This window comes from Azospirillum sp. TSO5, from assembly GCF_003116065.1.
Classification (GTDB): domain Bacteria; phylum Pseudomonadota; class Alphaproteobacteria; order Azospirillales; family Azospirillaceae; genus Azospirillum.
This window is the reverse complement of sequence record NZ_LGQY01000051.1, coordinates 1-19,867: the sequence shown is the minus strand read 5'-3', so window position 1 is coordinate 19,867 and position 19,867 is coordinate 1. Positions and strand designations below refer to the sequence as shown.

21 protein-coding genes are annotated in these 19,867 nt (G+C 68.0%); 14 read left to right on the top strand and 7 right to left on the bottom strand.

The genetic code is table 11. The features are described from left to right. Positions 1-58 precede the first annotated feature (58 nt). The 5 genes from rfaD (at position 59) to TSO5_RS14890 (ending at position 5,059) form a co-directional block, all read left to right on the top strand. The gene (rfaD, locus tag TSO5_RS14910; RefSeq protein ID WP_109152297.1) at positions 59-1,045 is read left to right on the top strand and encodes an ADP-glyceromanno-heptose 6-epimerase; all 987 of its coding nucleotides are present in this window, start codon (positions 59-61) and stop codon (positions 1,043-1,045) included. Between the two features lie 11 nt (positions 1,046-1,056). Further along, the gene (gene lgt / locus TSO5_RS14905) at positions 1,057-1,878 is read left to right on the top strand and encodes a prolipoprotein diacylglyceryl transferase (RefSeq protein WP_109152296.1); all 822 of its coding nucleotides are present in this window, start codon (positions 1,057-1,059) and stop codon (positions 1,876-1,878) included. Positions 1,879-1,882: 4 nt separating this feature from the next. Further along, on the top strand, positions 1,883-3,022 hold the full coding sequence (locus tag TSO5_RS14900; protein WP_109152295.1) for an SAM-dependent methyltransferase: 1,140 nt from the start codon (positions 1,883-1,885) through the stop codon (positions 3,020-3,022). 132 nt (positions 3,023-3,154) lie between these two features. Beyond that, entirely contained in the window at positions 3,155-3,922 is a 768-nt protein-coding gene (gene pgeF / locus TSO5_RS14895) for a peptidoglycan editing factor PgeF (protein ID WP_109152294.1), read from the top strand. A 201-nt stretch (positions 3,923-4,123) separates the two neighbouring features. After that, complete coding sequence (locus TSO5_RS14890) at positions 4,124-5,059, top strand: ribose-phosphate pyrophosphokinase (RefSeq protein WP_085090015.1); 936 nt, start codon at positions 4,124-4,126, stop codon at positions 5,057-5,059. A 174-nt stretch (positions 5,060-5,233) separates the two neighbouring features. Here the strand turns inward: TSO5_RS14890 and TSO5_RS14885 are convergent, their stop codons facing one another. After that, on the bottom strand, positions 5,234-5,431 hold the full coding sequence (locus TSO5_RS14885) for a helix-turn-helix transcriptional regulator (protein ID WP_085090016.1): 198 nt from the start codon (positions 5,429-5,431) through the stop codon (positions 5,234-5,236). A gap of 93 nt (positions 5,432-5,524) precedes the next feature. On the opposite strand from TSO5_RS14885, the gene TSO5_RS14880 reads away from it, so the two are divergent. After that, complete coding sequence (locus TSO5_RS14880) at positions 5,525-6,184, top strand: LexA family transcriptional regulator (protein WP_109152293.1); 660 nt, start codon at positions 5,525-5,527, stop codon at positions 6,182-6,184. A gap of 118 nt (positions 6,185-6,302) precedes the next feature. Continuing rightward, positions 6,303-6,590, top strand: coding sequence for a hypothetical protein (locus TSO5_RS14875; RefSeq protein ID WP_109152292.1), 288 nt, complete (start codon positions 6,303-6,305; stop codon positions 6,588-6,590). 6 nt (positions 6,591-6,596) lie between these two features. On the opposite strand, the gene TSO5_RS14870 is transcribed toward TSO5_RS14875, so the two are convergent. Continuing rightward, entirely contained in the window at positions 6,597-6,986 is a 390-nt protein-coding gene (locus TSO5_RS14870; protein ID WP_109152291.1) for a carboxymuconolactone decarboxylase family protein, read from the bottom strand. A 290-nt stretch (positions 6,987-7,276) separates the two neighbouring features. Here TSO5_RS14870 and TSO5_RS14865 point away from each other — a divergent pair, with 290 nt between their 5' ends. Beyond that, on the top strand, positions 7,277-8,053 hold the full coding sequence (locus tag TSO5_RS14865) for a molecular chaperone TorD family protein (protein ID WP_247870769.1): 777 nt from the start codon (positions 7,277-7,279) through the stop codon (positions 8,051-8,053). A gap of 174 nt (positions 8,054-8,227) precedes the next feature. Next, entirely contained in the window at positions 8,228-10,372 is a 2,145-nt protein-coding gene (locus tag TSO5_RS14860) for a hybrid sensor histidine kinase/response regulator (protein ID WP_247870768.1), read from the top strand. Here the strand turns inward: TSO5_RS14860 and TSO5_RS14855 are convergent. Further along, positions 10,365-10,604, bottom strand: a complete 240-nt coding sequence (locus TSO5_RS14855) for a hypothetical protein (protein WP_109152289.1) — start codon at positions 10,602-10,604, stop codon at positions 10,365-10,367. The genes TSO5_RS14860 and TSO5_RS14855 overlap by 8 nt on opposite strands. A gap of 173 nt (positions 10,605-10,777) precedes the next feature. Beyond that, the gene (locus TSO5_RS14850; RefSeq protein ID WP_085090721.1) at positions 10,778-11,002 is read right to left on the bottom strand and encodes a hypothetical protein; all 225 of its coding nucleotides are present in this window, start codon (positions 11,000-11,002) and stop codon (positions 10,778-10,780) included. Between the two features lie 363 nt (positions 11,003-11,365). On the opposite strand from TSO5_RS14850, the gene TSO5_RS14845 reads away from it, so the two are divergent. Beyond that, on the top strand, positions 11,366-11,734 hold the full coding sequence (locus TSO5_RS14845) for a hypothetical protein (protein WP_109152288.1): 369 nt from the start codon (positions 11,366-11,368) through the stop codon (positions 11,732-11,734). 5 nt (positions 11,735-11,739) lie between these two features. On the opposite strand, the gene TSO5_RS14840 is transcribed toward TSO5_RS14845, so the two are convergent. Genes TSO5_RS14840 through TSO5_RS14830 form a run of 3 tightly spaced genes read right to left on the bottom strand, consistent with a single transcriptional unit; the run spans position 11,740 to position 14,389 of the window. Next, positions 11,740-12,702, bottom strand: coding sequence for an ABC transporter ATP-binding protein (locus tag TSO5_RS14840; protein WP_109152287.1), 963 nt, complete (start codon positions 12,700-12,702; stop codon positions 11,740-11,742). Then, positions 12,699-13,682: an HlyD family efflux transporter periplasmic adaptor subunit gene (locus tag TSO5_RS14835; RefSeq protein WP_109152286.1), complete on the bottom strand. Its 984-nt coding sequence runs from the start codon at positions 13,680-13,682 to the stop codon at positions 12,699-12,701. Before TSO5_RS14835 ends, TSO5_RS14840 begins: the two co-directional genes overlap by 4 nt. Then, a complete protein-coding gene (locus TSO5_RS14830; RefSeq protein ID WP_109152285.1) occupies positions 13,679-14,389 on the bottom strand; it encodes a TetR/AcrR family transcriptional regulator in 711 nt (236 codons plus the stop codon). The genes TSO5_RS14835 and TSO5_RS14830 overlap by 4 nt, the downstream gene beginning before the upstream one ends. 351 nt (positions 14,390-14,740) lie before the next feature. Between TSO5_RS14830 and nifA the strand changes: the two genes are divergently transcribed. The 4 genes from nifA (at position 14,741) to TSO5_RS14810 (ending at position 19,639) form a co-directional block, all read left to right on the top strand. Further along, on the top strand, positions 14,741-16,645 hold the full coding sequence (gene nifA / locus TSO5_RS14825) for a nif-specific transcriptional activator NifA (protein WP_109152284.1): 1,905 nt from the start codon (positions 14,741-14,743) through the stop codon (positions 16,643-16,645). A 104-nt stretch (positions 16,646-16,749) separates the two neighbouring features. Then, complete coding sequence (locus tag TSO5_RS14820; RefSeq protein ID WP_247870767.1) at positions 16,750-17,646, top strand: adenylate/guanylate cyclase domain-containing protein; 897 nt, start codon at positions 16,750-16,752, stop codon at positions 17,644-17,646. A 187-nt stretch (positions 17,647-17,833) separates the two neighbouring features. Beyond that, positions 17,834-19,396, top strand: coding sequence for a nitrogenase cofactor biosynthesis protein NifB (gene nifB / locus TSO5_RS14815; protein WP_109152298.1), 1,563 nt, complete (start codon positions 17,834-17,836; stop codon positions 19,394-19,396). Between the two features lie 51 nt (positions 19,397-19,447). Continuing rightward, positions 19,448-19,639 (top strand): 4Fe-4S dicluster domain-containing protein, encoded by a 192-nt coding sequence (locus TSO5_RS14810; RefSeq protein WP_014248512.1) that lies wholly within the window; start codon positions 19,448-19,450, stop codon positions 19,637-19,639. The last annotated feature ends 228 nt before the right edge of the window (positions 19,640-19,867 follow it).

The following is a 19,867-nucleotide window of genomic DNA, read 5'->3' as shown; positions in this document are numbered from 1 at the left end:
ACCGCCCCGCCCGCCTATAAGTCCCCACGAAACGCGTCGAGCAACAGCGGACAGCGCTATGATCGTGGTCACCGGCGGGGCCGGCTTCATCGGGTCCAACCTTGTCGCGGCTCTGGCTGCGCGCGGCATCACTGACGTGGCGGTCATCGACCGCTTCCGTGATGGCGAGAAGTGGCAGAACCTCGCCAAGCGTGAGGTCGCGGCTCTGGTGCCGCCGGAGCAGACGCTGGCCTTCCTCGACCAGCACGCGGCGGAGATCGACACCGTCTTCCATCTCGGCGCCATCTCGGCCACCACCGAGCGGGATGTCGACAAGATCGTCGCCAATAACGTCGCGCTGACGCTGGACCTGTGGCGCTGGTGTTCCTGGCGCGGCTGCAGACTGATCTATGCGTCCTCCGCCGCGACCTATGGCGACGGCTCCGCCGGTTTCGACGATGACGGGTCCTGCGATGGGTTGGCGCGGCTGCGGCCGCTGAACGCCTATGGCTGGTCCAAGCATCTGGTCGACCGTCGCATCGCCCGCGCCGTCGCCGGCGGCGATCTCGTGCCGCCGCAATGGGCCGGGCTGAAGTTTTTCAACGTCTACGGCCCCAATGAAGCCCACAAGGGCGACATGATGAGCGTGGTCGCCAAGCTGTATCCGCAGCTGACGGCCGGCAATCCGGCGCGCCTGTTCAAGTCGCACAAGGACGGCTTCGAGGATGGCGGCCAGCTGCGCGACTTCATCTATGTCGACGACTGCGTCGCCGTGATGCTGTGGCTGTACGACCATCCGGAGGTCAGCGGCCTGTTCAATGTCGGCACCGGCAAGTCGCGCAGCTTCAAGGACCTCGCGCTGGCGACCTTCGCCGCTCTGGGGCTGCCTCCCCGGATTGAGTACTTCGACATGCCTGAGCATCTGCGCGGCAAATACCAATATTTCACGCAGGCGACGACGGATCGCCTGCGCGCCGCCGGGTTCGACCAGCCCTTCACCGAGCTGGAAGAGGGTGTCCGGCGCTATGTGCAGGATTTCCTGTCGCAGCCCGACCCGTACCGCTGACCGGAGTTCCTATGTTCGCCACCCTGCCAGTCGTCGCCTTCCCCACCATCGATCCGGTCGCCTTCGCCGTTGGACCGGTCGTCGTCCGCTGGTACGCGCTGGCCTATCTGGCCGGGTTCGTGCTGGGCTGGCGCTATTGCATGGGGCTGGCGCGGCTCGACCCGGATCTGCGGCCCAAGCCGGAGGAGTTCGACGACTTCCTGACCTGGGCGGTGATCGGCACCATCCTGGGCGGGCGGATCGGCTATGTGCTGTTCTACAACCTGCCCTACTACATGGAAAACCCGCTGGACGCCCTGCAGGTCTGGCATGGCGGCATGTCGTTCCACGGCGGCATGGTCGGCGTGCTGACGGCCATCGGGCTGTTCTGCTGGCGCCGCGGCATCTCGACCTTTGTCTTCGGCGACATCATCGCCGCCTGCGCGCCCATCGGTCTGTTCTTCGGCCGCATCGCCAATTTCATCAATGGCGAGCTGTATGGCCGGCCGGCCCCCGACTTCGCCTATGCCATGGTGTTTCCGCGCGATCCGCTGCAGGTGCCGCGCCATCCCAGCCAGCTTTACGAGGCGGCGCTGGAAGGCGTGGTGCTGTTCATCCTGCTGGCGATCGCCATCCGCATTCCGGCAGTCCGCCACCGGCCGGGCACGGTGGGCGGGCTGTTCCTGATCGGCTACGGCCTGTCGCGCATCACCGTGGAGTTCTTCCGCGAGCCCGACCCGCAGCTGGGCTTCCTGTTCGCCGGCGCGACGATGGGACAGCTGCTGTCGTTGCCGATGCTGGCCATCGGACTATGGCTGGTCGTGCGCGGCCGGCGCCACGCTCTGCCGGCCTGACGCCATGGCGGGGGATGAGAGCGCCCTTCCGGACACTCTGGCACGCCTGCTGGCCCGCCGCATCGTCATGGATGGGCCGATCAGCGTCGGCGCCTTCATGGCGGAGGCGCTGGGCCATCCGCGTTTCGGCTATTACATGCGGCGCGACCCGTTCGGCAGCGGCGGCGACTTCACCACCGCGCCGGAAATCAGCCAGATGTTCGGGGAGTTGGTCGGGCTCTGGTGCGTCGATACATGGGCGCGGCTCGGCGGCCCCGGCCCCTTCCATCTGGTGGAGCTGGGTCCCGGCCGCGGCACGCTGATGGCCGATGTGCTGCGGGCGGCGGCGGTACTGCCACTGTTCCGCGACAACGCCACCGTCCATCTGGTGGAGACCAGCCCGCACCTGCGCGAGCGCCAGCGCCAGACGCTGCAGCCGATCCTGGGCGACTCCGTCCAATGGCACGACCGGCTGGAGGATGTGCCGGACGGCCCGACCATCCTGATCGCCAACGAGTTCTTCGACGCCCTGCCGATCCGTCAGGTGCAGAAGACCAACCATGGCTGGTTCGAGCGGCTGGTCGACATCGACCCCGACGGCACGCAGGAGGATCCGCGCTTCCGCTTCGTGCTGGAGGCGTTCGGCAGTTCCGGCAGCCGGCTGGTGCCGGACTCGCTCCGCGACGCGCCCGACGGCAGCGTGGTCGAGGTCTCCCCCGCATCGCAGGCGGTGGCGCGCGTGATCGGCGCCCGGTTGGCCGCGGCCCCCGGCGCTGCGCTGGTGATCGACTATGGCTATGTCCAGGGTCCGGCGGTCGGCGACACGCTGCAGGCGATGCGCCGCCATGCCTATGCCCCCGTGCTGGAGGCGCCGGGCGAGGCCGACCTGACCGCTCATGTCGATTTCGCCGGCATCGCCGCCGCGGCGCGGGAGGGTGGCGCCCAGTCCTTCGGCCCGGTGGAGCAGGGGGAATGGCTGACCCGGCTGGGCATCCGCCAGCGGGCGTCGGCCCTGTCGGCCAAGGCCAGCCCGGCCCAGGCGCAGGACATCCGCGGCGCGCTGGACCGCTTGATCGATCCGGCGCAAATGGGCAGGCTGTTCAAGCTGGTCGCGCTTGCCACGCCCGGAGCCTTCGCCGACGCCACCCCGCCGGCGGGCTTCTGACCAATAAGTGCCGAAACCGGTTAGAGACACCGCACTGTAACCGCCTCCGGAACAATCCGGGCGGACGGTGCATCGCGGCCCCCTGCCCTGTTGGGCATGAGAGAGGCCACAGAACAGGGAAGGACGGCGTTCGTGATCACACTCGGCGCGCTGAACGACATCACACATATCCGCCACGCCTTTTTCACCCGCACCGGCGGGGTATCCACCGGGCTCTACGCCTCGCTGAACTGCGGGCTGGGCTCCAACGACTCGAGTGCCGCCGTGCATGAGAACCGCGCCCGCGCCGCGGCGCGCATGGAGGTGGAGCCCGGCAATCTCGTCACCTGCTACCAGGTCCACAGCCCGACCTGCGTGGTGGTGGAGGAGCCGTGGACGCCCGAGACGGCGCCGAAGGCCGACGCCATGGCGACCCGGCAGTCGGGGATCGCGCTTGGCATCCTGACCGCCGACTGCGCGCCCGTGCTGTTCGCCGACAGCAAGGCGCGGGTGATCGGCGCCGCCCATGCCGGTTGGAAGGGCGCCAAGGCCGGCGTCATCGAGGCGACCGTCGCCCGCATGGTTGAACTGGGGGCCAAGCCGAACCGGATCGTCGCCTGCATCGGTCCCTGCATCGCCCAGCGCTCCTATGAGGTCGGGCCGGAGTTCCCCGCCCCGTTCGAGGAGGAGGACCCGCGCAACCGCGACTATTTCGCCCCGGCCCGCAAGCCCGGCCATTTCCTGTTCGATCTGGCCGCCTACGTCACGCGCCGGCTGGGCGACTCCGGCGTCACGGTGATCCAGCGCTGCCCCAACGACACGGTGGCGGAGGAGGACCGCTTTTTCAGCTATCGCCGCTCCTGCCTTCGGGGCGAATCGGATTACGGCCGCGGCCTTTCGGCCATCGTCCTGCAGACCTGAACCAGCCCGAACGGGCAACGGTGTGGGACACGGTCATGCCGCCCGCGCAGGGCGGCATTCCCAATGGGGAAAGACCACACCGTCATGGAACGTTTACATGGGCCCGGCCCTTTGTTATGGTCCGCCCCGTTTTCAAGGGGCGGCGGCGTGCAAGCGTCCAACGTGCCTTGAGCCGTATCCCTGCAAAGAGAGCCGACCCCGATGAAGGTGCTTGCCGGCAACAGCAACCGTCCGCTGGCCGAGGCGATCTCCACCTGTCTCGGCGTGCCGCTGACGAAAGCGAGCGTACGCCGTTTCTCCGACATGGAGGTTTTCGTCGAGATCCTGGAGAACGTGCGCGGCGAGGACGTGTTCGTCGTCCAGTCGACCTCGGCTCCGGCCAACGACAACCTGATGGAACTGCTGGTGACGATCGATGCGCTTCGGCGCGGGTCGGCCCGGCGCATCACGGCGGTCATTCCCTACTATGGCTACGCCCGGCAGGATCGCAAGACCGGCCCGCGCACGCCGATCTCGGCCAAGCTGGTCGCCAACCTGATCACCCAGGCCGGCGCCAACCGCGTGCTGACGATGGACCTGCATGCGGGTCAGATCCAGGGCTTCTTCGACATCCCCACCGACAACCTGATGGCCGCCCCGGTCTTCGAGAAGGACATCCGCCAGTCCTTCGAGAACATCGGCGAGGTCACCATCGTGTCGCCGGACGTCGGCGGCGTGGTGCGCGCCCGCGCGCTGGCCAAGCGCCTGGACGCCGATCTGGCCATCATCGACAAGCGGCGCGAGCGCGCCGGCGTGTCGGAGGTGATGAACATCATCGGTGACGCCAATGGCCGCCGCTGCATCCTGATCGACGACATCGTCGACTCGGGCGGCACGCTGTGCAACGCCGCCGTCGCGCTGATGGAAGCCGGCGCCAAGTCGGTCCACGCCTTCTGCACCCACGGCGTCCTGTCCGGCGGTGCGGTCGCCCGCGTCGCCGTCTCGCCTCTGGAGCAGCTGGTCACCACCGACAGCATCCAGGCGACCGAAGCGGTGCGCGTGTCGCGCAACATCCGCCAGCTGACCATCGCCCCCCTGCTCGCCGAAGCGATCATGCGCATCAGCGAAGAGCGGTCGGTGTCGAGCCTGTTCTCGTAAGAGCGACAGCTTCACAGAAAAGGCCCTTTTCCATCGGGAGAGGGCCTTTTTTGTTGCGCGCGTATTGCCCCCTCCCCAACCCTCCCCCGCCTTCGGCGGGAGAGGGAGCCAAGCGCAGGAACGGCGGAGTTCCCTCTCCCTCGAAGAGGGGGAGGGTTAGGGAGGGGGCACCGGTCACCCCTCCCCCAGCCCATGGAAGTCATTCGCCGTCACCTGCCCGCCGGTGGCCGCGGCGATGCGGGCCATCACGGCGGGACGGGGGACGCGGCGGCCATGGCGGTAGCGGTTGACCGTGGCCTGGCTCGTCCCGATCAGGGCGGCAAAGGCCTCTTCCTTGGTTGCGGTCCGGGTGAGCCAGTCGTCGAGCGTCATACCGCTATGGTTTAAGCCAAGCCGAGTTCTACGCGCAACTGGCTTTATGCCGCAGTTATGGACTTTCCAAAGCCAATTTGGTATGAACGGCCCATGACCACCATGCGTGAACTGCGGCAGGCCGCCGGGCTGAGCCAGGAGAAGCTGGCCGAACTGGCGGGCACCTCCCAGCCCCAGATCAACAAGCTGGAGACCGGCCAGCGCAAGATGACCGTCGATTGGGCGGTCAAGCTCGCCCGTCCGCTGGGGGTGGAGCCGGCACTCCTGCTCGGCCTCGATGTGCCGGCGGTTCCCACGGCGACGCCCCGCCCGGCCCGCCCGGCGCTCGCCCCGCTGCTCCGCACGGCACCGGCTCCGCAGACGCAGGCCGCCGCCTCGATGCCGGTGCGGGCGGCGGCGCGTGGCGGGGTGGACCAGGAAATGTTCCTGGAGGACGGCCCCATCGACTGGATCGCCCGGCCCGACTACCTGAAGAATGCCCGCGATCCTTACGCCATGTATGTGGTCGGCGACTCGATGATGCCGCGCTTCCGCCCGGCCCAGCTTCTGCACGTCAACCCGCACAAGCCGCCGGCGCCGGGGTCCGGCGTGGTGGTGGTCAAGCGCAACAAGGCGGTGCTGGTGAAGGAGTTCGTGCGCCGCGGCACCGATGCGGTGATCCTGCGTGAATACCGTCCGGCCGACCGCGAGTTCGCCGTGGCGCTGGAGGACCTCGACACCCTGCACACCGTGGTCGGCCTGCAGGAGCCCTGACGCCTATACCGCTTCGGTATCGGCTTTCGTTAGCCAAGATAGTCCATCTTGGACTATTCCTTGTTCAGCGGATCGCCGGGCAGTCCGGTGCATCGCATCCGAGCAAGGAGACACGGCCATGCCCCAGCCCTATCCCCGCTTCCACCCCGGCCCGTCGGCCGGTCGGCTCGACAGCTTCAGCGAGCGCGGCGCCCGCGAACTGGCCCGCCGCATCCGCACCGCCTGGGCCAACATCGGCTGGGACGTGGAGGTGCGGGTGGAACGCATCGCCAGCGAGGAGCTGGGCGACGGTCGCAGCATCGCCCATTTCATCGTCCGCAGCGACCTGATCAACGGCCTGCCGCAGCGGCGCCTCGAAGGCGGTCTGGAAGGAGCGGCGGCACGGGCGCTGCCGCGCGCCGCCTGACGCCGATCACTTCAGCCGCTCGTCCAGTTCCACCTGATAGCCGACGGCAAGGCGGTTGGTCTCGTTCGCCATGCCCACCACCGCCATCAGCTCGCCGAACTGCGCGTCGGTCATGCCCAGCCGGCGCGCCGCCGCCTCGTGCGAGCGGATGCAGTACTGGCAGTTGTTGGTGACGCTGACCGCGACGAAGATCATCTCTTTCACCAGCGGGTCCAGCGCGCCGGGGGCCATCACCTCCTTCAGGCTGTCCCAGGTCCGCGCCAGGGTCGGCGGGTGGTGGGCGATCATCTTCCAGAAATTGTTCACGTCCGGAACGTTGCGCGTCGTCTTGATGTCGTCGTAGACGGCGCGGACTTCCGGTGCGGCATCGGCCTGTTCGATGAGGGGGAGCGGCATGGCGGCGGAAACTCCTGTGTGGGACCGGCGACTTGCGATAAGGCCGGACATCGTGTCGCAAGGCAACCGCCGGTCTATGCCTTTCCCCGATCCATCGGCCACATTGACCAATGCTTGTCCCCCTGGTAGTAGAGACTTGCAACAGATCGCGCAAACGTTCGGACGATGATCCGGCCGCAAGCGGCGGCACCACAAGACTTCCATAAGACACGAAAACTATTCGTGCAGCGTTCCCATGCGGCCCGGTCCCGGCATTCGCCCGATCCGGCCCGACTGCCGGGAGGAACAGCGTGGAGAGCACGGCTCTAGAAGCCCTGTCACCACCCCGCCAGGGCGGGGTTCCCGTCACGAACCGCACCGGTTCCGGCGGCCTGGATCCGGGCGCCACCGCCGAGGGGCTGCGCCTTCTCTCCCATCTGCATGCCGAAGAGCCGACTCCCGCCCTGCTGGAGGCGCTGCGCAACGCCCCGGTCGCCCGCGGCCCCCTGGCGCTCGACCGCGACGACGCCCTGCAGGCCGCCGCCCTGGTCGACGAGGTGGTGAGCGACCTGCCGGAGCGGATCACTCGCCGCAGCCTCACCCCGCTGACTGCCGATTTCGCCGCCATCCACCGGACCGGCGAGCTGCGCGCCTGCCCGACCGAAGGCTCCTGGCTGGACGAGGAGTTGCGGGCCGATGCCGCCGCCTCCCTGGCCCGCTGGCGGAGCGGCCTGGAGACGGAGTTGCGGCGCTCGCCGCTCGACCGGCTGCCAGACGACCATGTCGCCGCGGAACTGGCGTTGCTGGCGGCACTGCTCGACCGCGGCCGCATGATCGATGCGGTCCGCTTTCTCGACCGTCATCCGCTGCGCTGGGTTCCCGATTTCTGCAGCCGGGTCGCCACCCGCTGCCGGGAGCCTTTCTTCGCCGGGATCGCCATCCTGACCAATGCGCTGCTCGACGATCTGCGGGACCGGCTCGGCGAAGCCTGCGGACTGCCGCGGCCGGCCGAGGATGGATCCGATGTCCGCCGACGCCGCCGCTGGACCGAAGGCCGCTTTCCCCGCGCCTGCACCTGCGACCCGTGACGCATCCGGCCGCGCCCTGCCGTAAAGTCAGAGTTGCCCGGCCTCAAATGCTTGGGCCATGGTGACCGGGGCGGGCTTCGCTCTGCCGGTGCGGGTCGGCACGGTCCATCTCCTTGGCAATGGTTGGTGATGCCCTTTCGCAGCTTCGACAGTCGGACCGACCGCAGGGGATCCTTGCGCCTCCTGCGCCTCCTCCTGGCGGTGTCGGTCGCCCTGCCGCTGGTGCTGTTCGTCGGCATCGGCTGGCGCGAGCGGTGGGAGGCCCAGGAAGAAGCCGAACGGAACAGCCGCAAGAACGCACTGATCCTGCACGAGCATGTGCTGAAGGTGTTCGACACCATGGCCCAGGTTCTGGACCGGGTGGACGAGCGCATCCACGGGCGCAGCTGGCGCGAGATCACCGAGTCGGAGTCGCTGCACCGTTATCTGCGGACGCTGAAGGGCGAACTGGACCAGATCGGCGCCATCGGACTGACCGATCCGGATGGGATCGTGCGCAATTCCAGCCTCGTCTTCCCGTCCCACAAGACCTATGTCGGCAATCGGGCGGATTTCCGGGAACAGCGGGAACAGGATTCCGGTCTGCTCATCGCCGGTCCGGTCGCCGATCCCGCCACCGGCAAGCCCAGCTTCGGCATCAGCCGGCGCCGCAGCGGTCCCGGCGGTCCCGACGGCAATTTCGACGGGATGATCGCCGCCATCGTCAATCCCGATTACTTCGCCAGCTTCTACCGGCAGGTCATCGGCGACGAGGGGGAGTCCATCGCGCTGATCCGCAAGGACGGCGCGATCCTGATGCGCTACCCCACCCTGGACCCGTCACGGCCGACGGCGGCACTGCCCACCCTACCCGCCGACCACGGGCTGCGCGCCGAGATCGGCAGGCAGCCGGACGAAGGGATCTTCCGCACCGGGCGCAGCCATGTGCAGGGACTGTCGCGCGTGTTCGCCTACAAGCGCGTCGGCGATTTCCCGGTCTATGTCGTCTACGGGCTGGACCAGACGCAGATCGCCCGCTCCTGGTGGCGGAACATGGCGCTGGATGCCGCCTTCGTCGCCCCGGCGACACTGGCGCTGGCGCTGATCGCCTGGCTGGCCTACAGCCGCGCCGCCTCCGAAAATGCCGCGGTCCGGCGCTGGGCGGACGAGGTGCGCAACCGCGAACGGCTGGAGGAGGCGCTGCGCCAAAGTCAGAAGATGGAAGCGCTGGGCCAGTTGACCGGCGGCGTGGCGCACGACTTCAACAACCTGCTGACCGCGGCGCTCGCCAACCTGCATCTGATGGCCCGCCATCTGCCGGCCGAGGGCCAGCGTTTCCTGGCCGGGGCGCGGACCGCGCTGGATCGGGCGGAGAAGCTGACCCGGCAACTGCTGTCCTTCTCGCGCCAGGACGCCGTCAACCTGACGGTGATCGATCTGGGCGAAAGCCTGCGCCGGATGGCCGACCTGCTGGAGCGGTCGGTCCGCGCCGACATCGCCCTGGACTGGGACATCGCCGCGGTGCCGATGCCGGTCGCCGTCGATCCGGTACAGTTGGAAATGGCGGTCCTGAACCTCGTGCTGAACGCCCGCGACGCCATGCCCGGCGGCGGACGCATCCGCATCGCGGCATCCCCCGGGCCGGAGCCGCGCACCGCCCGCATCGCGGTTTCCGACACCGGGGCCGGCATGCCGCCGGAGGTGATGGCCCGCGCCTTCGATCCCTTCTTCACCACCAAGGGCGTCGGCAAGGGGACCGGGCTCGGGCTGTCGATGGTCTACGGCTTCGCCCGACAGTCGGGCGGCATCGCCGCCATCGACAGCCGGCCCGGCGACGGCACCTGCGTCCGCATCGACCTGCCGCTGACCGACCTGCGGCCGGCTGAACCGCCTCCAGCCCCGGCCGCTGCGGCGGCGGACCTGCGCCAGTTGCGCATCCTGGTGGTGGAGGACAATCCGCTGGTGCTGATGGCGACGGTCGAGGGGCTGACCCAGGAGGGCTTCACGGTGGAGACCGCGGAAGACGGGGTGTCGGCCTTGACCCTGCTGGAGACCGACCAGAATTTCGATCTGGTGGTGTCGGACGTCGTGATGCCGGGCGGCGTCTCCGGCATCGACCTCGCCCGCCAAATCCGCGAGCGCTGGCCGCAGTTGCGCGTGCTGCTGGCGTCCGGCTACAGCCCGGAGTCGCTGGCCACCATGGGCGCCGACACCGCGTCCGTTCTGGCGAAGCCCTTCAGCCCCGACCAGTTGGCGGCCCGCATCCGATCGCTGGTGCAGGCGGGAGCGGGTGCCGGATCGGCGCGGTCCGAGGGGATCACGCCCCAGGGAATCACGTAAGCGCGCTGACGAACATCGGCGTCCACATCGCCATGCACCAGACGAGACCAAGGCACAGGCCGCGGGTCAGATCGTCGAAGGTCGGCTGCTCCAGACGGTTCAGCTTCCACATCGCATTCAGTTCCCCCGGCGTCGGGGGCCGGCCGGAAGAATCGGCATCGGGACCGGCGGCGCGGCGATCGGTCGGTTCACGGCTTGCGGCTGCGCGCCGTTCAGGGTCGCGTGACAGCATGGCTGGGCCTCGCATCGATAGCGGAATGCCCAACAAGTTTGTGGCCATTGCCGCTGCCGGCCACCCTCTCTTCCGTCAGCCATCGAATTTTGTCGACATACGAAAAAAGGCCGCCACCCGCTGGACGGATGGGGCCTTTTCGCCAAGCTACCGGCCTGTTCGGCCGAAAGCGATCACTTGCCGGGGCGGATCACCGGGGTGAGCTGGTCGCCCCAGTTGCCGGCCTCGTTGTGATAGCGGGCGGTGCGCATCAGTTCCACCGTCACGCCGGCCTCGACCGCCTTGACGACGGCGTCGTTCAGGCGATGCAGGTTGTTGGCGACGATGCGGATGGCGCTTTCCTGCTCCGGAGTCAGCTCCGAGCGGTCGTCCGGCGGCGCGTCCTTGAATCCCGACATGCGTTGTTCCTTCCCCTGGATTGGGACCGCCCCGGCGGGACCGGCTGCGGTCCAGAACTTGGTCATGATCCTGCCCGGCTTCGGATGCCGGTTTCCATCATGTACCACATTGTGTGCGCCGCGACAAAGTTCCCGACGCGCCAAGCGCTTGCGACCATTGGCCTCTTGCAACCGGCGAACCGCTTTCCGCCGCAGTTCGCCGGGGCGTCGTGCCACCGGGCGGCCCACTGGCTTTTTCTTTCGGTCCACAGAAACAAAGCTTCAGAGTCATAACGGAAATTTGGATTAACCCGATAGTTGACGTCTTTCGGTTTCAATGCCTAGATTTCGACACAAACTTGATTTTCCAAAACGGAGCTTATCTTGAAGAACGTCGCCGCCAAGGCCCTGCTGGTTGCGTCCTCGCTGTTCCTGCTGCACGGCACGGCGTTCGCCGGAAAGCAGGATTTCAGCATCGTCAACAAGACCGGCTATCCGCTGAAGCACATCTATGTCTCGGAGAACAACAACAACAGCTGGGATGAAGACATCCTCGGCCGCGATGTCCTGGACGACGGCGAGGAATTCGAGGTCGCCTTCGACAAGGCCGAGAATGTCTGCAAGTGGGACATGAAGGTCGTCTATGACGACGGCGAGTCCGCGGTGTGGCAGGGCCTGAACCTCTGCCAGATCACCAAGCTGACGCTGAAGTGGAACAAGAACACCGGCGTCACCTCCGCCAAGACCGAGTAAGCGCGTCAGCGGAAATTGTCGGTGCTGCGGTTCATCAGATGGATGAAGACGTCTTCCAGCGTCGGTTCCGTCGCGGTGATCCGCAGCGCCGGCTGTCCGGTGCCCGGCTGTGGAGTCCCCGGCTGTGGAGTCCAGGGTGCGAGCGCCCGGTCCAGCGCCGCGGCGTCGGAGCCGCTGACATGCAGGCGGCTGCCGAAGACCGCGACCATCTCCACCCCCGGCTGCCCTTCCAGCGCCGCGGCGATGCGGTGCAGGCCGTTGCCTGAGACCAGACGGGTGTGCAGGCCCGATTCGGCGATGACCTGATCGACAGTACCGGAGGTCATCAGCGTCCCATAGGCGATGTAGGCGATGCGATGGCAGCGCTCCGCCTCGTCCATGTAGTGGGTGCTGACCAGCACGGTCAGCCCTTCCCCGGCCAGCCGGTGGATCTCGTCCCAGAATTCCCGCCGCGCCTTGGGATCGACGCCCGCCGTCGGTTCGTCCAGCAGCAGAAGCTTCGGTTCGTGCAGGATGCAGGCGGCCAGTGCCAGACGCTGTTTCCAGCCGCCCGACAGTTCCCCGGCCAGCTGCGTGCGGCGGTTGGACAGCCCCAGCCGATCCAGCGCTTCCACCACCCGGCGGCGCCGGTCGGGCAGAGCGTACATCCGGGCGACGAAATCCAGATTCTCGGCGATGCTCAGATCCTCCCAGAAGCTGAATTTCTGGGTCATGTAGCCGACCTGCCGCTTGATCGCCGCACTCTGCCGCCGGATGTCGAGGCCCAGGCAGGTGCCCTCCCCCGCGTCGGGGGTCAGCAGGCCGCACAGCAGGCGGATCGTCGTGGTCTTCCCCGACCCGTTGGGACCGAGGAAACCGTAGATCTCTCCGGTCTCCACCCGGATCGACACATCGTCGACCACGGTCTTGCTGCCGAAGCGCTTGACCAGCCCGCGCACGTCGATGGCGGGAGTGCCGCCCGGCGTCACTGCACTGCCCCCGTCGCCTGGGCATCGACTGGCCAGACATCGACCGGCAACCCCGGATTCAGCGGCCGGTCCGGTACTGCCTCCACCCGGAAGACCAGCTTCTCGCGGCTGCCGACGCTGTAGATCACCGGCGGCGTGTATTCGGCCTGGGAGGCGACCCGCGTCACCCGCGCCGACAGGCCGGGCGGGCAGCCGTCGCAGCGCACCGATAGGGCTCCCCCCGGCGCCACGTCCGCCATGGCGGTTTCCGGGACGAACAGCACCAGCTTCACCCGCTCCGGCGGCAGCAGCGACACCACCGGGGAGCCGGCCGGCACCCATTCGCCTGGATTGTAGAGCGTATCCTCCACCAGCGCCGCCGCCGGAGCGACGGGCGCCAGATCGGCGAGCCTGCGCTCCGCCTGGGCCAAAGCCGCCTCCGCCTGGGTCACCGCCTCGTCGGCCGCCCGCAGCTGGTCCGGACGGGCGGGCAGCGCCGCGACCGCCAGCTGCGCCTCCGCCTCCGCCAACTGACCGCGGTCGCGGTCATAGGCGGCAAGGGCCTGATCGAGCTTGTCGGGGGAAGAGACCTTGCGGGCGACCAGTTCCCGCTGGCGGGCCAGTTCGGCGGTGGAAAAGCGCAGAGCCGCTTCCGCCCGCGCCTTCTGTGCGGCCAGCACCGCCACCTCCTGCGGTCGTTTGCCGGTGGCGAGGTCGGCGCGTTGTGCCCGCGCCTGGGCCAGCGCCGCGGCCAACCGGTCGCGCTCCGCCGTCGCGGTGGCACGGTCGATGGCGAACAGCGGCGCCCCGGCCGCCACCTGCGCACCGCGGGTGACCGACAGGCTCTCCAGCATGCCGGCGCTGGGGGCGGCGATGCGCAGATACTCCCCCTCCACATAGCCATGGGCGAGCGGCGGCGGTCCGCCGGCCGCGAAGGGCAGACCGACCGCCAGCGCGAGAGCGGCCAGCCCGTCGAGGATGGTCCCGAGAAAGCCGCTCATGGCGCGCCCTCCCCTGCCCCGTCTCCCGTATCGCGCAGCAGCACCCGGCGCAGATTGTCGATGTGGATTTCCATCAGAGCCGCCACGTCCAGCGGCGGCTCTCCATCGACGCCGTCCAAGGAGGTCCGCCACACGGCGCTCATCAGCAGCGGCGCCACGATCAGGCGCACCGTGGGATCGACCTCCACGGGGCGGAATTCGCCGCTGTCGATTCCCCGCCGCAGCAGGGCGGCAAGCACACCGAAGCCGCGGCGGATCACCTCGCGGTGGTAGAAGGCGGCAAGCTCCGGGAAATTGCCGGCCTCGGCGATCACCAGCCGCGGGATGACCGCCATGCGGGTCGTTGCGATCAGCCGCGCCACCATGCGCAGAAGCCGCTCCAGCACCGGAAAGCACGGTCCGCCGGCCGCGGCGACCAACGCCTCGGCCTGTTGCAGGTTGGGCAGGATGGCGGCGCGGATCACCGCCTTGAACAGCTCGTCCTTGCTGGGGAAGTAGAGATAAAGCGTGCCCTTGCTGACGCCGGCGCGGGCCGCCACCTCCTCCAGCCTCGCAGCGGCGAAACCGCGTTCGGCGAAGACATCCATCGCGGCGGCGACGATCTCCTGCGGGCGGGCCTCCTTGCGGCGGCGCCAGCGCGGCGGGTCGCCGGAAGGGACAGGACCGGAGTCGGGATCGGAGTTGGGACCGGACTGGCGGGAGGGCATGGCTCGCCCCTTTTTATAACTGACCAGTCAGTAATTAACACGACTTGGTCCTTCCACCAATGGCTAAGGTCATTGTGCGGCGCAGCAGAATCTATGCAAAAGGTCTTGCCTTTCCGCGAACAGTCACGGACACTTTCCACCGGCTGGTCGCGTACGAACAGGGTCGCGGCCATCCCCGGCCCGGATGGCGGGCTTCAAAACAGGGCATGAACGGCGTGGCCGGACCAACGGTCGCCGCGGTTTTCGGGAGGTACGGATCAAGGCGCCGACGCCGGGACCCGATGCATTGCGATGCCTGGACGACATTGTCCGGCATATGCTCGGGTCCCCTGCCGAGCAAGGGGATCGATCATGCCGAGTGCTGCCCAGTCCGCGTCATCCTCCAGCCTGGAGCTGCTGACGATCTACGAGGTCAGCAAGATCCTCGGGTCGTCGCTCGATCTGGAACAGACCCTGCGCGAGGTGCTGCGCGCCCTGTCCTATCAACTGCAGATGCACCGCGGCCGGGTCTATCTCCAGGGCGAGGACGGCGCTTTGCGGCTCGTCGCCGCGCAGGGGCTGCCGAAGGACTCGCCTGCGCAGGAGATCGACTACAACCAGGGCGAAGGCATCAGCGGCCGCATCCTGAAGACCGGCATGCCGGCCGTCGTTCCCAACCTGGCGGAAGAGCCGCTGTTCAACAACCGCTCCGGCGGGCGCGACGATCTGGACGAACAGGTGGCTTCACTGGTCGGCGTGCCGATCAAGGCCGCCGGCGCCGTCATCGGCGTGCTGACCATCGACCGCATTTCCGACGACGGCCCCAGCGGCCATTTCGGCTCCGACGTCCGCTTCCTGACCATGGTCGCCAACCTGATCGGCCAGACCGTGCGCCTGCACCGGACGGTGGCGGAGGAGCGGCGCTTCATGATGCGCGAGACCTTCCGCGTCCAGAAGGAACTGCGGCCGGTGGTGGCGCCGGTCAACGACGTGGTCTGCACCAGCCCGAACATGGTCGACGTGCTGGCCCAGGTGCACCGGGTGGCGCCCTTCAAGTCGACCGTGCTGATCCGCGGCGAGAGCGGCACCGGCAAGGAGCTGATCGCACGGGCCATCCACAACCTGTCGCCGCGCAAGGACGCTCCCTTCATCCGCGTCAACTGCGCAGCATTGCCCGAATCGCTTCTGGAGTCTGAGCTGTTCGGCCACGAGAAGGGCTCCTTCACCGGCGCGCAGAAGGACCACAAGGGCCGGTTCGAGCTGGCGTCGGGCGGCACGCTGTTCCTCGACGAGATCGGCGACATCTCCTCCAACTTCCAGGCCAAGCTGCTGCGCGTGCTGCAGGAGCAGGAGTTCGAGCGGGTCGGCGGGTCGAAGACGATCAAGACCGACGTGCGGCTGATCTGCGCCACCAACCTGAACCTGGAGGAGGCGGTCGGCCACGGCAAGTTCCGCGCCGATTTGTATTTCCGCATCAACGTGGTGACGATCCACCTGCCGCCGCTGCGCGAACGGCGCGGCGACATCGCCACGCTGGCCAAGCATTTCGTCGCCAAGTTCGGCCGTGACAACGGCCTGAACCTGGACATCGCCGCGGAGGCGCTGGAGGTGCTGAACCGCTGCACCTGGCCCGGCAACGTGCGCGAGTTGGAAAACTGCATCGAGCGCGCGGCGACCCAGTGCCGCAACGGCACCATCCGGGTGCCCGACCTGTCCTGCAGCATGAATCTCTGCAATTCGTCGGTGCTGTTCCAGTACCGCACCATGGGCGCCGCCGTCGGCGGGCTGGCACCGTCGATGAGCGGGACTCCCACCAACCCGGCGGCCACCAACCCCGCGGCGGCCAATTCGGCGCAGGGGCGGGCTCAGCCGGCCCCGATGAACGGCGCCGCCATGCCACCGGCCGTGCCGGCCCCCGCCAACGGCACTCCCAACGGTGCGCAGTGGCCGGCCTGCGCGTCCGGCTGCGGGGCCGGGCCGATGCCGGTCTGCGGCGCCTCCAAGCCGCTGCCGCCCTCGGCCATCATTCCCCTGCCCGCTCCACAACCGGCGGCATCCACTCCCGCCACCCCGTCCGCGCCGGCCCCGCAGCAGCCGGCCGCCGGCCCCGACCTGCCGCTGGACGAGCCCGAGTCGGGGCCCTTGCGCGACCGCCTGATCTGGGCGATGGAACGGACGGGCTGGGTCCAGGCCAAGGCCGCCCGCCTGCTGGGCATGACGACGCGGCAGGTGAGCTACGCGCTGCGCAAGTACAACATCGAGATCAAGAGGTTCTAGGAATCGGGCGAAGCTCCCTCTCCGTCACACTTGGCTGCGATTTCGTGCTACCCTGACGGGCCTTCGGTTCGATGGCGCGTTCCCCGGTCGCACGGATTTCCGTCTTGCCTTCGCTTGAGAAGCCCCTTGCCCTGCTGTTCGTCGACATCGCCGACAGCACGATGTTGTACGAGCGAATCGGCAACGCCACCGCCGCGGCGCTGACGCAGCGGGTGCTGACCCATCTGCGCCGGCTGGTGGAGGAGCAACGCGGCGGCGTCGTCAAGAGCCTGGGCGACGGGCTGCTCGCGGCCTTTCCGGTATGCGACGACAGCGCCAGCGCCGCCTGCGCGATGATGGGCATCCAGGACCAGCACGGGATGCGCCTGCGCATCGGCATCCATTTCGGCGCGGTGATCGAAGGGGTGGGCGACCTGTACGGCGACGCCTGCAACGTGGCCGCAAGGGTGCAGCAGATCGCCCGGCCAGGCGAGATCCTGGCGACCCAGGCGCTGGTCGACGGCCTGTCGCCGGACCTGCGGGGCCGGACCAAGCCGCTGAGCAACGTGGCGATGAAGGGCAAGGCCGCACCGATCCGCGTCCACCAGATCCGCACCGACGACGACGGCGACGACGCCATCGAAAGCACGACGCTGGGCTTCTCCCTGGTGCCGGAGGCCAGCCGCAGCATGGTGACGCTGCATCTTTCCTACCGTGGGCAGGACATCACAATGAGCAGCGCCCTGCCCCGCGTCACCATCGGCCGGGAGGACAGCAGCGGCCTGCGCATCGCCTCGCGCCAGACCTCGCGCCAGCATGCGGTGATCGACTTCACCCGCGAAAGCTTCCTGCTGACCGACCATTCCACCAACGGCACCTACATCCGCAGCGGCGGGTCGCCGCCGGTGGTGCTGCGCCGCGATTCGACCAAGCTGGTCGGCAGCGGCCTGATCGGCTTCGGGGCCGAGGCGCTGGACGAGAGCCAGGACCATGTCGTCGCCTTCCGCGGCGAACTGGCCTGAGCGGTTTGTCGGCACCCCGACAAAGCCCCTCGCCACACCCACCATTGTCGCAATGACGACAGCGTCCGCGATGCCGACAAATCCCGGCAAGCCGCTGTAATTCCTGCATTCCGGTCTCTGGCCCCGAACTTGCTTTTCTCCACTTCGTCCAACGGTGTCGTCCGGCACGGCAGGGAAGGAGTGGATGATGAGCAACGTGGTTTCGCTCGACAGCATCTTCGGGCTCGGGGAACTGGCCCCGCCCGCGACGATGCCGGCAGCGCCCGAGGCGGCGTCCGGCTGTTCGTCGTCGTCCTGCGGATCGTCAGACGGTCCGGCCAACATGGACCCGGCGGTGTGGGAGAAGGTGAAGAACCACCCCTGCTATTCGGAAGAGGCGCATCACTATTTCGCCCGCATGCATGTCGCGGTCGCTCCCGCCTGCAACATCCAGTGCAACTACTGCAACCGCAAATACGATTGCTCGAACGAGAGCCGGCCGGGTGTGGTCTCCGAAAAGCTGACCCCCGATCTGGCGATCAAGAAGATCCTCGCCGTCGCCCAGGAAATTCCGCAGCTGTCGGTGATCGGCATCGCCGGCCCCGGCGACAGTCTGGCGGCGAACGGCAGGAACACCTTCGCCACCTTCGAAATGCTGCAGAAGAAGGCGCCGGACCTGAAGCTGTGCCTGTCCACCAACGGTCTGGCCCTGCCCGACCATGTGGACAGCATTGCGCAATACAACATCGACCACGTCACCATCACCATCAACATGGTGGATCCGGAGGTCGGCGCGCAAATCTACCCGTGGATCTTCCACAAGCACAAGCGCTGGACCGGGCTGGACGCCGCCAAGATCCTGCACGAACAGCAGATGCTGGGGCTGGAGATGCTGACCTCGCGCGGCATCCTGGTGAAGGTGAACTCGGTCATGATCCCGGGGATCAACGACGATCACCTGCTGGAGGTGAACAAGGCGGTGAAGAGCCGCGGCGCCTTCCTGCACAACATCATGCCGCTGATCTCCGACCCGGCGCATGGCACATATTTCGGCCTGAACGGCCAGCGTGGGCCGACCGCTCAAGAGTTGAAGGTGGTGCAGGACGCCTGCGAGGGCGGGGCCAAGCTGATGCGCCATTGCCGCCAGTGCCGCGCCGATGCCGTCGGCCTGCTGGGCGAGGACCGTGGCGAGGAGTTCACCGCCGAGAAGATCGAGGCGATGGGCGCCATCGACTATGACGACGAGGCCCGCCGCAGCTACCGCGACCATGTCGAGGCCGAACGCGCCGGCCGTCATGCCTCCAAGGCCGCGGCCCAGGCCGATGTGCGGGAGAGCATCGGCTTCACCGTCGACCCGATCCTGATCGCCGTCGCCACCAAGGGCGGCGAGCGCATCAACGAGCATTTCGGCCACGCCAAGGAATTCCAGATCTACGAGGTCGGTCCGAACGGCGCCAAGTTCGTCGGCCACCGCCGCGTCGACCAGTATTGCGAGGGCGGCTCCGGCGACGTCGACACCCTGGACGGCGTTCTGGCTGCCATCAACGACTGTACCGCGGTGTTCGTCGCCAAGATCGGCGGCTGTCCGTCCAAGTCTTTGGCCGATGCCGGGATCGAGCCGGTCGACCGCTTCGCCTTCGATTACATCGAGGAATCGGCGCTGGCCTACTTCAAGGACTACGCCGAGCGGCTCGGCCAGGGCGCCGTTCAGTCCCGCGCCGGCCAGGACGCGGTGATTCGCACCGGGGCGCTGACCGCGCGCCGCGCCTGACACCTTCGTTTTCCCCCTTCCACAGCCATCCCATCACCGAAGGAGAGAGCCATGGCCTACAAGATCAAGTCCGCCGAATGCACCGTCTGCGGCGCCTGCGAGGCCGAGTGCCCGAACATCGCCATCAGCCTGAAGAAGGGCACCTACGTCATCGACCCGGCCAAATGCACCGAATGCCAGGGCCAGTTCGACAGCCCGCAATGCGCCGCCGTCTGCCCGGCCGACTGCTGCGTCCCGGCGTGAAGATCTGATCCCCTCTCCCGCCCCGGGAGAGGGAGGGGCCCGCCGGAGGCGGGAGGGTGAGGGGCTATCCGAACATGGATCTCGATCCTTGAGTCACCCCTCACCCTTCCCAAGCTGCGCTTGGGCCCCTTCCCTCTCCCGGGGCGGGAGAGGGACCTGAGAACCAGGAGCACCGCGCCATGCTGGACGAGGTGGATGAGGACTGGCTCGCCCCCCCCCATTTAGGCG